General features: G+C 38.4%; 12 protein-coding genes. 10 read left to right on the plus strand and 2 right to left on the minus strand.

Features of this window, described 5'->3' with window-relative positions; translation table 11 throughout:
* Positions 1–501: 501 nt before the first annotated feature.
* The 7 genes from F933_RS05540 (at position 502) to F933_RS05570 (ending at position 5,610) form a co-directional block, all read left to right on the plus strand.
* Positions 502–1,377, plus strand: a complete 876-nt coding sequence (locus F933_RS05540; protein ID WP_005059337.1) for an MlaA family lipoprotein — start codon at positions 502–504, stop codon at positions 1,375–1,377.
* A gap of 130 nt (positions 1,378–1,507) precedes the next feature.
* Positions 1,508–2,476, plus strand: a complete 969-nt coding sequence (gene gigA, locus F933_RS05545) for an RsbU family protein phosphatase GigA (protein ID WP_005051734.1) — start codon at positions 1,508–1,510, stop codon at positions 2,474–2,476.
* Positions 2,477–2,578: 102 nt separating this feature from the next.
* The gene (gene gigB / locus F933_RS05550) at positions 2,579–3,100 is read left to right on the plus strand and encodes an anti-anti-sigma factor GigB (protein ID WP_005051732.1); all 522 of its coding nucleotides are present in this window, start codon (positions 2,579–2,581) and stop codon (positions 3,098–3,100) included.
* 28 nt (positions 3,101–3,128) lie between these two features.
* Positions 3,129–3,953, plus strand: a complete 825-nt coding sequence (locus F933_RS05555; RefSeq protein ID WP_005059340.1) for a carbon-nitrogen hydrolase family protein — start codon at positions 3,129–3,131, stop codon at positions 3,951–3,953.
* A gap of 203 nt (positions 3,954–4,156) precedes the next feature.
* Positions 4,157–4,519 (plus strand): DUF4951 domain-containing protein, encoded by a 363-nt coding sequence (locus F933_RS05560; RefSeq protein ID WP_034710886.1) that lies wholly within the window; start codon positions 4,157–4,159, stop codon positions 4,517–4,519.
* A 133-nt stretch (positions 4,520–4,652) separates the two neighbouring features.
* Positions 4,653–5,090, plus strand: coding sequence for a MarR family winged helix-turn-helix transcriptional regulator (locus F933_RS05565; RefSeq protein WP_005059343.1), 438 nt, complete (start codon positions 4,653–4,655; stop codon positions 5,088–5,090).
* An 88-nt stretch (positions 5,091–5,178) separates the two neighbouring features.
* The gene (locus tag F933_RS05570) at positions 5,179–5,610 is read left to right on the plus strand and encodes an organic hydroperoxide resistance protein (protein ID WP_005051723.1); all 432 of its coding nucleotides are present in this window, start codon (positions 5,179–5,181) and stop codon (positions 5,608–5,610) included.
* Positions 5,611–5,672: 62 nt separating this feature from the next.
* Here the strand turns inward: F933_RS05570 and gspE are convergent, their stop codons facing one another.
* A complete protein-coding gene (gene gspE / locus F933_RS05575; protein WP_005059345.1) occupies positions 5,673–7,163 on the minus strand; it encodes a type II secretion system ATPase GspE in 1,491 nt (496 codons plus the stop codon).
* 94 nt (positions 7,164–7,257) lie between these two features.
* Here gspE and F933_RS05580 point away from each other — a divergent pair, with 94 nt between their 5' ends.
* Positions 7,258–8,079 (plus strand): hypothetical protein, encoded by an 822-nt coding sequence (locus F933_RS05580; RefSeq protein ID WP_005059347.1) that lies wholly within the window; start codon positions 7,258–7,260, stop codon positions 8,077–8,079.
* Positions 8,080–8,088: 9 nt separating this feature from the next.
* Positions 8,089–9,006 carry a mechanosensitive ion channel family protein gene (locus F933_RS05585; RefSeq protein ID WP_005059348.1) on the plus strand — a complete coding sequence of 306 codons (918 nt, stop codon included), beginning with the start codon at positions 8,089–8,091 and terminating at the stop codon, positions 9,004–9,006.
* On the opposite strand, the gene F933_RS05590 is transcribed toward F933_RS05585, so the two are convergent.
* The gene (locus F933_RS05590; RefSeq protein WP_005059350.1) at positions 9,007–11,874 is read right to left on the minus strand and encodes a DUF2339 domain-containing protein; all 2,868 of its coding nucleotides are present in this window, start codon (positions 11,872–11,874) and stop codon (positions 9,007–9,009) included. It abuts the gene before it with no gap.
* Positions 11,875–12,060: 186 nt separating this feature from the next.
* Here F933_RS05590 and polA point away from each other — a divergent pair, with 186 nt between their 5' ends.
* Positions 12,061–14,826, plus strand: a complete 2,766-nt coding sequence (gene polA / locus F933_RS05595) for a DNA polymerase I (RefSeq protein ID WP_005059352.1) — start codon at positions 12,061–12,063, stop codon at positions 14,824–14,826.
* Positions 14,827–14,906: the final 80 nt, after the last annotated feature.

Genomic DNA, 14,906 nt, shown 5'->3' on the forward strand with positions numbered 1-14,906 from the left:
TTCGAGTAATTTCTACCATCTAATCAATGAAATATTTTCGATCGATTAACCAGTAAAAATCCACACAAGTTGTTCTTCTATTCTCTTAATGATCTTCTCAATGATTCGTCATCATCAAGCTAGGTCGGCTATATTACTCTGAATTTCTTCAAAGTCAACAGGTAATTTAGATATTTATCAAACTTATCAACCAATCCAAGAATCCAACCTTTCTAGCCAAATCCTTGTTTCTCAACAAGTTTTTATCTGCATCACCGCCGATGGATGTGCATTCTACAGCATTTCCAAACAGGCGCAACCCCTTTTCTCAATTTCTTTTTGTTTATTACTCCAAATGATCAGATTTTAAACAAAAACATCTTTTTACTTATATTTTTTGAGCAAATTTGCTTTAATACGGACAGAACAATTAATTTTTGCTCTTGCTATATATTATGATGGGTTCTATTCAAACAATCACTTAATGACTGCATTTCGCATTTTCAGCGACTAAGGACTTTTATGCATTATTCAAATTTTATCTTGCTTGGGTTGTTATCTGCTGGAGCTTGCTCATCCTTATTTGCAGCAGACACTGCAAATCAAGCAAGTAATGCCATTACAAACCAAACCGTTGAACAAAATACTTCAACACTACAGGCTATAAAAGATTTAAAACATATTACAAAAAACGATTTAAAAGTGAATGCGAATGCCGCACAACCTGATCAAGTGAAAGATCCACTACAACCACTTAACCGTCAAATCTTCGCTTTTAACGATGCTTTAGATCGTAATGTATTAAAGCCTGTTGCAATTCAATATGTTGCCAAAGTTCCCGAACCCGTTCGTAATCCTTATCGCCAATTCCGTAAAAATTTAGGTGAACCGTGGAATGCAGTAAATCAATTAATTCAAGGTCGTCCTAGCCGAGCAGCCAAAACATTGGGGCGATTTACGGTTAATACCTTAACAACTCTAGGTTTTGCTGATCCTGCGCGTCGTTTAGGGCTGCCAACAGAAGAGGAAAGTTTTGGTGTGACATTAGGTTATTATGGTGTTGCCTCTGGCCCATATGTGATGCTTCCATTTTTTGGACCAAGCACTTTCCGTGATGGTTTTGGTTTAGCTGCAGACAGTTTTGGTCGCCCTCAAAAATATTTATTAGATGATCAAGATGGCATACTTTGGTCGACTAATGTTTTACAAGCGATTGATGCTCGCTCACAAATTTTAGATATAGAAGAAAGTTTAAAAGGCGATAAATATGCAATGATTCGCGATTTCTACCTACAAAGAAAAGCTTTCCAAATTGCTGAAAAGAAAGGCGATTCAAACGATATTTCCTTTATCGGCGATGTTGATGATACCGATGAATCATCTCCAGATGAGCAATAACTTTATAATCATTTTATTACAAATCTAAGTATTGCTTGGGTTTTAAAAGCTTTAGCAATACTATGTTTTTCATCATATTTCATCTATGATGACTTAAAAAATGATCACTTAAAGGATCGGCAATTTATTTATGTATTTCATCCAACCCACACGCTCAGTAACTTATCTAGATCAAGCATTAAGTGAGTTACCAAGCCTGCAAATCATTCAAGTGGATGATTTAGAATTGTATGATCAAACCATTATTGCAATTGCTGATGTACAAGATTTTTTAAAATATCAATGGAAACTCCCAACAATTGTTCTTGCTTTTGAACATGAAGGAGCTGCACTTGCTCAAGCTTGGGAGTTAGGTGCGCTAGCAGGTTGGATGTGGGATAATTTACCTAAGAACCCAGTACACTCTTTATTTAAAATTGACGCACAATATAAACGTAATCAAGATAGTCGTGATTTACCATCCGCAGCTGAATTACAAAAGCGTTTATTACCAAATCCAATCGAACTTCCAAATTATCAATTTGAATCTCTGTTTCAGCCATCCGCTTATTTGTCTGGTGATTGGTATGATTATTGGAGATTGAATGATCATGAAGTTTTATTTTATTTAGCAGATGTTTCTGGTCATGGTGTTACTAGTAGCTTACTCACATCGTGGATGGCTGCTTTTCATGGTCGCTCCAAAAGACCAAGCCAATTAATTCAAAAGCTAAATGCCATGCTGATGCAAGAGAATATTGAAAAACACATCACCATGGTGGCAGGTATATTAAATCTAACAACCAATGAAGTGTGTTGGTCTAGTGCAGGACATTATCCACCACCCATCATTTTTGAACCAAACAAACCGCCACAAATTTTAACCACCAGTAGCTTTCCACTCGGCTTAACTGAAGAACTCGAGGTTGAAGAGCACTGTTGTGTGTTAAGTCGTCATGCACGATTTATTTTATGTTCAGACGGTGCACTTGAACCATTTGATGGTGGTTTAAATGATCAGTTCAATCAATTAGTCGAACATCTACAAAATGATTCCTTTCAAGCACCAGAACATGTAGCTGATGACATTGCAATTCTGAGCTTATGTCGAATGAATTAATTTAAATATCAATATTTTAATTAGATCACACCATCCAACCACTTGTGTCTAGAATATCACTATGGGATAATTTTATATCCTTTCTCTGAAAATGGCATTTATATGTCAACAGGTCATGTTGAATATGCAAGTTTGAACGGAACGCATATTTTCAAACTTATTGGCGAAGTGCGTGCTCACTCTTGTATAAGTTTAGACAAACTACTTAACAGGATTGAACAACAGCAAAATGTTGTTGGTGCAATCGTTGATTTGACTGAAACCACATTTATTGACAGTACTGTATTAGGCATACTGGCAAAATTGGGGTTAAAGCTCAAGCAAGCTCATCACATACAAGCAGTTATGCTATCGACAAATCCAGATATTACAACCTTAGCCAATAGTATGGGGCTAGGACAGGTTTTTGTGATCTTAAATTATTGTGGCGATCCAAATGTATGCACATTAGAGCTTACTGAGGAACATGTTACTCATAGCGCTATGTTAAATACCGTACTTGATGCACATAAAACGTTGATGCGTTTAAATGACAACAACCAAAATATGTTTGAACCACTCGTTAAGCAATTGCAAAAAGAGCAAGATTGCTTGAATACTGACGTACAAAAACAAAATGCTTGATTGTTAAGCTAACTACATTGGCTGCTCTATGACCTTACTCTCTGTTGCTCAAATGAATTCTCAGAATGACATTGAAGATAACTTCATTGTTATAGAAAGATTATTACAACAGAGCAAGGCACAAGCAGCTAACCTGATTGTCTTCCCTGAAAATTTCGTGTGCTTTGCCGCAGGTAAACAACGAGAAACTGCTGCTCAGTTTGAAGCAATCCAACAACGTTTAGAACAACTCGCACATCGATATCAAATTTGGATTATCGCTGGTACATTACCTTGTCCTTTTCGTCCTGATGGTTCAATCATTACTGATGGTCGTGTGCGAACGGTCAGCTTATGCATTAGTCCTGAAGGCACTGAAGCACGTTACGATAAAATTCACTTATTTGATGTTCAAGTCGGTGATGCTGTTGGTGGATATCAAGAATCTCAATTCTTTGAATCAGGCGATCAAGTGGTTGTCGCGAAAACACCATTTGGTAATATCGGTCTCATGGTCTGTTATGACCTACGCTTTCCTGAACTTGCTTTAACCTTACGTCAGCAAGGTGCACATATACTCTCTGCCCCAGCAGCATTTACCTACACCACTGGCAAACTGCATTGGCAATTACTATTACAAGCACGTGCGATGGATAGTCAATGCTATGTTTTAGGTGCTGCTCAACAGGGATGGCATGGTGAAAAACGCCAAACTTGGGGACATTCAGGCATTACCGACAGTCGCGGTCAACTATTACAAATCGTCAAAGATGAAGGTCAGGCATTAATTACCAACTCGTTCGATATCAAAGAACAGGAATCAACTCGCCTATCCATGCCATTAATGCAACATCGAAAATTAATCAGCTATTGATATATTCCTATTGGAAGCCCTCATTTCTTCCATTGAAAATTTATAATTGTAAAAATAACTGACTAACCTAATCATATTTTATGCATGCATGATCGCTAGAATGATGATTTAATAAGAATTAATAATCATCGTAGAACAAGTTTAAACATTTTCTCACCATGAATCGTGTAACATCTGGCCTTAAATTGCCTCAAGCTCTATCTATGTATAAATTTATTCCTTTCTTCTTTTTTTTAGGGACAACAGCACACATACATGCAATGACAGATGATGTCTTAATTGATCCATCCACTCAAGTACAAAACACATTACCCACCCCGCAAAATTTATCTATAAACAGTTTTGGACAATGGATAATTGGTTGGGGTACTGGTGCTGAAGGAGCGAGACAACGATTAGAAAATATCAAGCGCGAAGACATCATCATCATAAAGCAGAAAGGAACAACTTTAGAGATGATCCAACTTTGGCAACAATATTTTGAACAACAAACAGTAGCTAATCCAAATAATCCTACAGCACGAAATAGAGCGAAACTATTAAAGAAAATTGCAGATCTTTGGTAATTCCAAAATCAAATAAAGTTGGCAATATAGGCTTTTGAATATCCTTTCAATTATTGATTGATTCTAAAATTGCTTAATCAATGCTTTAAGACCAATATATACTGAGTAAAGTTAACTATTTATTGAGAGCTGCATGGGTGAAGAACACCAACAACTATTATTAGATAATCAGTTATGTTTTCTAGTTTATTCGACTAATTTAGCAATCAACCAAGTCTATAGACAGTTGCTTGCGCCGCTTAAACTTACCTACCCTCAATATCTTGTAATGTTGGTTTTATGGGAAAAAGATCAAGTTACTGTTTCTGAAATTGGTGATCGATTATTTTTAGAGTCTTCGACATTAACACCTATCTTAAAAAAACTAGAGTCTGCACAACTGATTCATCGTAAACGCTCAAAAAAAGATGAAAGACTGGTGATCATTTCACTCACTGAGCAAGGTATAGATTTACAATTACAAGCTATTGATATTCCACATCAGATTGCCCAAGCTGCTTCATGTAGTCCAAAGACTTTATTTGAGTTGAAAAACCAACTTGCAGAACTACGTCACAATCTAACCAAGTGATTGCCCTCTTTACAATTTGATTACTTGTTTTTGATTTTATATCGTGTACGATTTAATTGAACTCAATATTAATTCAGGAATAATAATCATGTCTCTAGAACAAGTCGTATATCGAGCAAAAGCCAAAGCAACAGGTGGTCGTGATGGTCGAGCTACATCATCAGATGGTGTCTTAGATGTTCAATTAGGTGTGCCAAAAGAAATGGGCGGTGCTGGTGGAGCAGTGACTAACCCTGAACAACTTTTCGCAGCTGGTTATTCTGCATGTTTCCTTGGTGCAATGAAATTTGTAGCAAATCGCGATAAATTAAAAATTTCAAAAGATGCATATGTTGAAGGTGAAGTTGGAATTGGTCCGATCCCAAACGGTTTCGGAATTGAAGTGACGTTAAATGTATATTTAATTGGTTTAGAACAAGCTGAAGCAGAACAATTAGTAGCAGCAGCACATATCGTTTGCCCTTATTCAAATGCAACACGTAACAATATCGATGTGAATTTTAATATCGTTACTGCATAATTAAATTTATAAAAAAAGCAGCAAGATTAACCTTGCTGCTTTTTTAGTAACTATTTTAAAACTTACTCTTCTGCCGCTTCATTGGTCACACGTAGAACCTCTTCTAAGGTTGTCTTGCCAGCCAAAACTTTCAATAAACCATCATCACGAATCGATGCAGCATGACGGCGAGCATAATTTTCTAACTCATATTCAGCGGCATTACCGTGTATTAGTCGGCGCATAGATTCATCAACAGGCACAATTTCATAAATTGCTGTTCGTCCACTAAAGCCAACATGTGAACAACGTTCACAACCATGTGGCTCTGGTAATTCCATATGCTCATCTACTTTTAGATGCTGAAACACTTGTCTCTCAAATGCATCCGCTTTACGCCATGTCACGCAGTGCGGACAAAGTGTGCGAACAAGACGTTGTGCAATAACACCAATCAATGAGCTCGCTAATAAGAATGGCTCAATCCCCATATCTTTTAATCGCGTCACAGCACCAATTGCAGTATTGGTATGCAAGGTAGAAAGTACCAAGTGACCTGTGAGTGACGCTTGAACTGCAATTTCAGCAGTTTCAAGATCACGGATCTCCCCGACCATAACCACATCAGGATCTTGACGTAACATCGCCTTTAAGGCACGGGCAAAGGTCATATCAACTTTGGTGTTAACCTGCGTCTGCCCAATCCCTTCTAATTGATATTCAATCGGATCTTCAGCTGTCAAAATATTACGCGTATTGTCGTTTAAATCAGAAAGTGCGGCATATAACGTTGTGGTTTTACCCGAACCTGTTGGACCAGTCACCAAAATAATGCCATGTGGACGATGCACCAATTGTGTCAAACGATCATAATCATTTTGCATCAAACCCAAATGAACCATGTTCAGGCGCCCAGCTTGCTTATCGAGCAAACGCATTACCACACGCTCACCATGTGATGAAGGTAATGTCGAAACACGGACATCCACTTCACGCCCAGCTAAACGCAATGAAATACGACCATCTTGCGGAATTCGTTTTTCTGCAATATCCAGTTTAGCCATGACTTTAATACGTGATACCAATAATGGTGCTAACTCACGGCGTGGCTGAACAATTTCTCGAAGTTGGCCATCTACACGTAAGCGTACTGAAAGTTTTTTCTCAAAAGCTTCAATATGAATATCTGATGCACTGACACGAATTGCTTCTGACAACAATGCATTGATCAATCTGACAATAGGCGCATCATCTTCTTGGTCCATTAAGTCTTCTGCTTCAGGAACTTGATCCGCCAAACTGAGTAGGTCTGGATGATCCTCTAAACCCGCCGCAACCTGTTGCGATTCACCTGTATCGCCTGCATAGCTAGAACTTAATAAAGCATGGAACTCTTGATCAGTACAAAGTTGATCATGCGCTGATTTCCCCAAAACTCGACGAGCTTCCTGCAATGCTATACGTGCAGTGTCCTTTTTACGCACGATAAAAACTTGATCGCCTTCATAACGTAATAAAACGCCATGTCGTTTAGCAAAACTATAAGGAATTTGTATTTGTTTAAGTATTTGCATCACAATTTATAATGATGAAAGAGATGGTTGAGTGTACTCTAAGGAGATTACAGCGTGAAGTCTGTTTAGCATACTCACAAAGGAATTTTGCAACTTGACTCAAAATAATCAATATCAAGCTCCCCATTCCAATACTTTAAAATGGTGGGGTGAACAACAATTTGAACTTCAGCAAGCCAAAGCTTGGCAATTCGGTTCATTGTTATTCCGTCTTACGCGTGGAATAAAAGAGTGGCGCTTGGAATACCATCGTCCTCAGTCTCAGCATGACTACGAACAACAATGGAAAATCTTGACCGATACCGAATTTGCTATGCCACATCCAGCAAAAATTGAACGCTATATGTTTCACAAAACCAATAGTAGTTTTCATTTGATGCCACGCTTGTCTGATCGCTCTGTGGTAATTAAACCCGTTGATCCTATTTACATTCCTGCTGGGCAGCGTGGAACCTTGTATATCAGCACCCCGTTATGGATTGCTGGCTTAGTCAATGGGCTTTCAGAGCCATTGTTCGACATACCTGTAATTCAACCCAAAGATACCTGGTTTGGTAAAAATCCACAGCAGGGCGAAATTTGCTATGCAACCTCTGTGGATGGTCGAACGGATTTAAACCTGCTCAAACCTCGTGCATTCCGTGCGGTTACACCTATTGAGTTCCATAATACCAGCCAACATCAATTACGTTTTGATCGTATGAACGTCCCTGTTCCTGCACTGCCATTATTTTATAGTGAAAGTACAGGACGTTTATGGACGTCACAAATCAAGGTCTATTACGAAGGTTCTGAACATCCTGCACGTATTCGGATTGAAAATAAAACCCCGACCCAAGCAGGTGAAGTGACCTATGTACACCCGCCTCGCGCTCCAGGCAGTAACTTATTTAATATGTTTGATTCGTTTTTTTAAGAGGATGCCATGTCCGATACCAATATCCCAAAAGATGTCGCATCCAGCATCACCAGCTTATATACCAATATTAATTTTGAACGACTGAGTGAAATTCTCGTCGCTATTATTTTAGCTTTTATTGGCTTTGTAATCGCTCGAATTGTTTCAAATGCGTTTATTCGCACCATTGGTAGTCGTTTTAATGCTCATCAACGATTACTGTGGCGTAGAGGAATTTTCTACTTTATTTTCTTACTCTTCATTATGACGAGTTTGAGAGAAGCAGGATTTAAACTCAGCGTGTTCTTAGGTGCAGCAGGGATTTTAACTGTCGCACTGGGTTTTGCATCGCAAACCTCTGCAACAAACTTGATTAGTGGATTATTTTTAATTGGCGAAGGTTCGTTTGAAGTTGGCGATACCATTCAGATCACCTTAATTCGAGGACAAACCATCGAAGGTGAAGTGATTTCGATCGACTTACTCTCTGTTAAACTGTTAACACTCGATAATGTCTATATCCGTTTGCCAAACGAACAATTGATTCGAACGCCGGTGATGAACTTATCAAAGTTCCCAATACGGCGTATTCCGATCACATTAGCGATTAATTTCCATGAAGATATTATCAAAGTGAGACAAGTGCTTTTAGACGTCGCATCAAAATATCCATTGGTCATGGATGACCCTAAACCAACTGTTACTGTCACCGCTTTTAGAGAATCGTCGATTGAACTTCTATTTGCTGTATGGTGTCGTCAAGAAAATGCGTTAATAGTGCGTGATGAAATGCAAGAACGTGTTCGAAATGGTTTCTTAGAAAATGAAATTGAAATTCCTGTACCGAAAATGGGCTTAATTGATCGACCTCTACCTCTAGAAGAAGATGAAATCGATCAATATGCCAATCAAAAAGAGCTCAAAAAAGAAGCGAAAGAAAAATAATTACGATTCTTCGGATTGTTGATCAATCGATGGTGGTAATGGTGCAAGATAAGCGATCACAAGCATGATTGCACCCGAACCAATAAATGAAATGACACGAGTTAATGTACCGCTTTGCGATAAATCTAATAACAAAAGCTTAGCGACAACGATCCCCAATAATGCAGCACCCACAAACCAAACTTGTCGAATGTGACGGCGACTTGAAAAGGTCATCAGAATAAAGGCTAAAACAACCCAAAGTAGCGTTAAACTAAGTTGCACATCACCATTAGACCAAATTTCTACACCCCACAATGGCGTATCGAAATAATGATGCATAGCTCGCACAACAATACTACTCAGAACCAATAAACCAGTTAAAATAGTGACAATCTTTAAGCCTGTTCTAAACTCTGCTTGAATCATCATTTGATGTTGATAAATCGTCCAAGACATTGCTATCAACATGAACAAAGAAGTGGCATCGGTATAGTTTAAAATTGGCATAAGATAATAATGCTCAGCAGAATAGTAATCTAAGCTGATCATTATTAGCCAAATCAGATTTAAACTGATCACAGGTGTTTGTAATAAGATTTCAGAATCTTTTCGCATAAAAGCAATATGATAACCAATCGGTAATATTGCCAAACCGACCAATGGTAAGATTGGAAAAATTGCCAAGCCTATGCTGGCTAAGCTTAACCACAATATAGTTGACCATAGACTCAGATGTTTTTTGTAATCCCCGATATTGGTTAAAATAAATAACAACCCTAATGCAGCAACCATAAAACAACTTTGTTGTAAGATACTTTGCCACTGGTGCTGAGTATAAATTTCAATCGCAAAACTTTCTGCATAAACTAAAAATAGCAAACCTGATATTAAAATGAGTTGTACGCTCGCCCACTGCAATCGTGATTTAAAATGAACGGCTAAACTAAACAATCCAAGCAATACTACCGCTATTGCTATGTAAGGATTTAATCCATACTGCTGCCATTGCATGTACTCAACACCAGCAATCGCCCCAGCATACATACCTAAAATAAGGAAAATTGCACTGAGCATTCGTGCACTGAAATATTTTTCCACTTCTTGATAGTGCAATAAATAGAAAGCTGAAATAAATTGTGCTAACGCAAAAATAACCGTGCTCAATATCGGGAAATGATCATTTGACCAAACTTGAAAAAGCAGCGCGATAGAACTAAGTAAAACTAAAGCTACACCAATATAGCGACTCAAACGATAACGCTCAGTCACGCCCCACACAATCAATGCCGTTCCTTGAATCACCCACCCCACTGATGTCCAATGTGCGCCTTTCGCCAATGGAAAAATCAATGCTGTAAATACCATAGCAAGGATAAAAAAGCTTTTCGCCAAGATAGAAAGTTGTGGATGTTGTCGTTTAATCCATATATTTAATGAGATATAAACAATTGCTAATCCAACTGCACCAAGTGTCAATGATAGAGTCGAATTATGCATGAGATAAGCATGTAGAGAAAAACTTAACACAGGTACGCTAAAAATAAGCCCAACATCTAAGATCGGCTCTAAGCGTTTAGATTCGCTCTTGATTTCAGAATCAACACGAGCATCCTGATTTTGAGCCCTAAGCATTAATTGGCTATAGCGGATACTGAGCCAAATAAATAAAGCGATATGTAGCCACAGAATCAAATCTAAAGTATTGAATTGCTGAGTTTCTGCATAGATTACAATCGTTGCGCCACCAATAAACATAGTGGCAAAAAAAGCAATTTGATGAAGAATTTTCCAAGGCTGAATAAAATTAACCGCCACTACAGCTAAATTAATCACAAAATAATAGCCAAATAAGAAAATCACATCAGGATGTGTATGAGGAATCACTAAAGGAGCGAGATAAGCCATTGTTAAAGCTAAAATAGCTAAATACAAAGCTTGTTGTTTCAAGCTCAGATAAACAGTCGCCAATAATAAAATCACAAATAGAATACTGGCTGTGGTTAAACTTGCAATCACTTCAAAATGATGTGAGAAAATCAGAGTTAAGAATACAATCGCTAGGCCCACACCTTGTAATGCAACTGCAAATAATCGATTTTTCTTTTGCAGCAAATAACCAGCAACAGTGGTTATGATACCTGCGCTTGCGATAAAACTGAGCTTAACACCTAAGCTCAACTGCCAATGCTCGCTTGCAAAACGTAAAAGTAAAATCACACCAACCATCAAAACAGCGACAGCAACACGTAAAATTGGATTGCCATGTATCATCCAATCGATTGCAGGCTGCCACCAAGCGGGTTGTTTAACGGGTTGATGAACTTGATATTCAGAATTATTTTCAGTTTGTTGATTTTGAATTAGCTGTTGATGATCTGCTTGCATCCATGCAGGGTGCTGATTCATGCGAGAAGAAGACATTTCTACCCGCTCAGCTGAATCTGTATGTGTTTGAATAGTTAGAGAATCTGTCACTGGTTGGGTAGAAATATTTTCAGGTCTTGATACTGCGTATTGTTCTAAATGTAATAGCCGAGTTTGAAATGCGCTCATGGTTTGAATCAAACACAATATCAACACCAGTAATGCACCACCAGCCAACCACATCCAAGTATTTGCATAGGCAAAAAGTGCAATCAACGCTGAACTGTAAATTAAAATTTTCTGTGTTCCAACCCCTGTAGATTGAGCAAAATAACTTGGCGCAGCTTGTTCAAGCAGCCTCAAACGCTGATGAATTTCAGAGAGTATGTGTACAATAACAACAGTTAGTCCTATCGCAGCTGCAATCACGGTTGCATGCCAATTAAAAGCAACTGAAGTCGCAAGCAACATGGTCAAAGCAATGAGGACAATAACAATTCCCTGCTTGTCTTTTTTATACATAGACTTAGATCAATTATGACAAGATTATTTAAACTATCTTACTTGATCACTCGATAAGCAGCTATTTTTACATACAAAATTCTGCAATTTTAAACGACATAGATCGTCATCACTTTTTATTGCAACAGGGACAGACCATGCTTTTTCACGTAAAATGGCAGCTAATTTATAATTAGGATGTGTGCAATGCCACCTTTCGTCTTGGTTGATGGGTCTTACTTTTTATTCCGTGCTTTTCACGCCTTACCACCATTAACCACATCTACTGGTCTACACACTAACGCAATTCGTGGTGCAATTTCAGCAATTCAGAAATTGATGCGTCGTACTCAACCGACCCACATGGCTGTGATTTTCGACACGCCTGAGCCAACCTTTCGACATAAATTATCGCCAATTTATAAAGGCGATCGTCCAAGTATGCCTGAAGAATTGTCACAACAGATTCCTTATTTACATGCGCTTATCAGAGCACAAGGCATTCCTTTATATAGCCTCCCCGGTGCTGAAGCAGATGACATTATTGGTACATTAACCAAACGAGCACTTGCTGAAGGTCATCATGTTCTTATCTCTACAGGCGATAAAGACATGGCGCAATTAGTAAATGAAAACGTCAAACTTGAAGATAGTTTTAAAGAGCGTGTTTTGGATGAAGCCGGTGTTTTTGAAAAATTTGGCGTACATCCACATCAAATCATTGATTATCTTACTCTGATGGGTGATGCATCTGACGGCATCATGGGTGTTCCAGGTGTTGGAGCGAAAACTGCGGCTAAACTTCTTAATGAATATGGTTCATTAAATAATATCATCGCTAATGCAGATCAGCTTAAAGGCAAAATTAGCCAAAATATTAAAGATAATTTAGAGAATATAAAAATTGATCACCAACTTGCGAGTATTGTCTGCGATTTAGATTTAGCCTTAGATTGGCATGACCTTAAACTATCGAATCCAAATATTGATCATCTCCGTGATCTTTATACTGAACTAGAATTTCGTAATCAATTACAATCTTTAGATCATCCCAACAACCCGAATACATCGGCTTATCAACAAACATCTCAAAGTATTGTTAAAGCTGAGCAAAAGACTGAACAAGTCACCACCGAAGATCATGCCAATCTATCGAGTCAAGATGATCAGTTAGGTGAAGCGACATATCATATTGTATTAGAACAAGCCGATTGGGATCAATTGTTGCAACGCATGCAGCAAGCTGATCACTTCGCAATTGATACGGAAACAACCAACTTAGATTATCGTATTGCAGAGTTAGTTGGCTTTTCCGTTGCCTTCGATGCTAAAGACGCTTACTACGTACCTGTCGCTCATGATTACGAAGGCGCGCCTCAGCAACTCAATCGCGAGCAAATCTTAGCGCAAATTAAACCAATACTTGAAAATGAACAAGTGAAGAAAATTGGGCATCACCTGAAATATGATGCTCATATCTTTGCTAATCATGGTATTAGCATTCAAGGTTGGTATTTTGACACCATGCTTGCTTCATATGTATTTAATGCTGCGGCAACAAGACATGGTATGGATGATGTAGCTCGAGTTTATCTTAGTCATTTGACCACAACTTTTGAGCAAATTGCTGGTAAAGGCGCAAAACAAAAAAGCTTTAATCAAATTGAACTTGAAGTTGCAGCACATTATGCAGCCGAAGATGCGCATGTAACTTATCGTTTATATGAGGTCTTAGCAGCAAAACTGAAAAGCTCGCCTGAGTTAGTGCATATTCTGCATAACATCGAAATGCCTGTGGCTCGTGTGCTTACAGGTATGGAAGAAGATGGAATTAAGTTGGATCACGCTTTTCTTGATCAACTGAGTGTTGAATTTTCTGAAACGATGCAAACCTTGGAAAACCAAGCCACAGAACTGGCTGGTGAAGCATTCAATATCGCTTCTCCAAAGCAAGTCGGTGAGGTTCTATTCGATCGTCTAGGGCTTAAAGGCGGTAAAAAAACTGCAACAGGTCAATACAGCACCAGTGAAAGTATTTTAGAGAAAATTGAACATCCTTTAGCAGAAGTGATTTTAGAACATCGTGGCTTAGCAAAACTAAAAAATACCTATACTGATCGTTTGGTTGAGCAGTCACATGATTCAACACATCGTGTTCATACCAGTTATCACCAAGCATTAACAGCAACAGGTCGTTTATCTTCGACCGACCCTAATTTACAAAATATTCCGATTCGTACTCCAATTGGTCGTCAAATTCGTAGAGCTTTTATTGCTCCCGAAGGTCGGGTACTTCTCGCAGCCGATTATTCACAAATTGAATTACGTTTGATGGCGCATTTCTCTCAAGATGATGCCTTAGTCCATGCCTTCCAACAAGGTCAAGATGTACATCGTCGTACTGCCTCGGAAGTCTTAGGAATTGCGATTGAAGATGTGACCAATGATCAACGTCGTCAAGCCAAAGCTGTGAACTTTGGACTACTCTATGGCATGTCAGAATTCGGTTTGACTCGTCAACTTGGTTTTAGTCGTGAAGAATCACGTAGCTATATTGCTCGTTATTTCCAACGCTATCCAGGTGTACTCGACTATATGGAACGAACACGCCAAATTGCGCGCGAGCAAGGTTTTGTAGAAACTATACTCGGTCGTCGTTTGTATACGCCTGATATTTTAGCAAGCAATAAAATGATCAAACAGGCAGCTGAACGTGCTGCAATCAATGCGCCTTTACAAGGCAGTGCAGCAGATATTATTAAACTTGCCATGATTGCAGTCGATAAAGTTTTACCTAAAGACCAAGCAAAATTATTACTTCAAGTACACGATGAATTGGTATTTGAAGCTGATGCTGCAATTGCAGATGAACTTTCAAAACAAATTGCAGATGTCATGCAATCTGTTTTAGAAATCTCAGTGCCATTTGTAGTTGAAGTTGGACAAGGTCCAAACTGGGATGCTGCCCATTAAGCCATAATAATCATATTAACCAAGAATGTTTCTTGCAGACAGGAGCTAAATGCTCCTGCGCTACAAGAACACTGAAAATA

Origin of the sequence: Acinetobacter beijerinckii CIP 110307 (assembly GCF_000369005.1) — a bacterium.
GTDB lineage: Bacteria > Pseudomonadota > Gammaproteobacteria > Pseudomonadales > Moraxellaceae > Acinetobacter > Acinetobacter beijerinckii.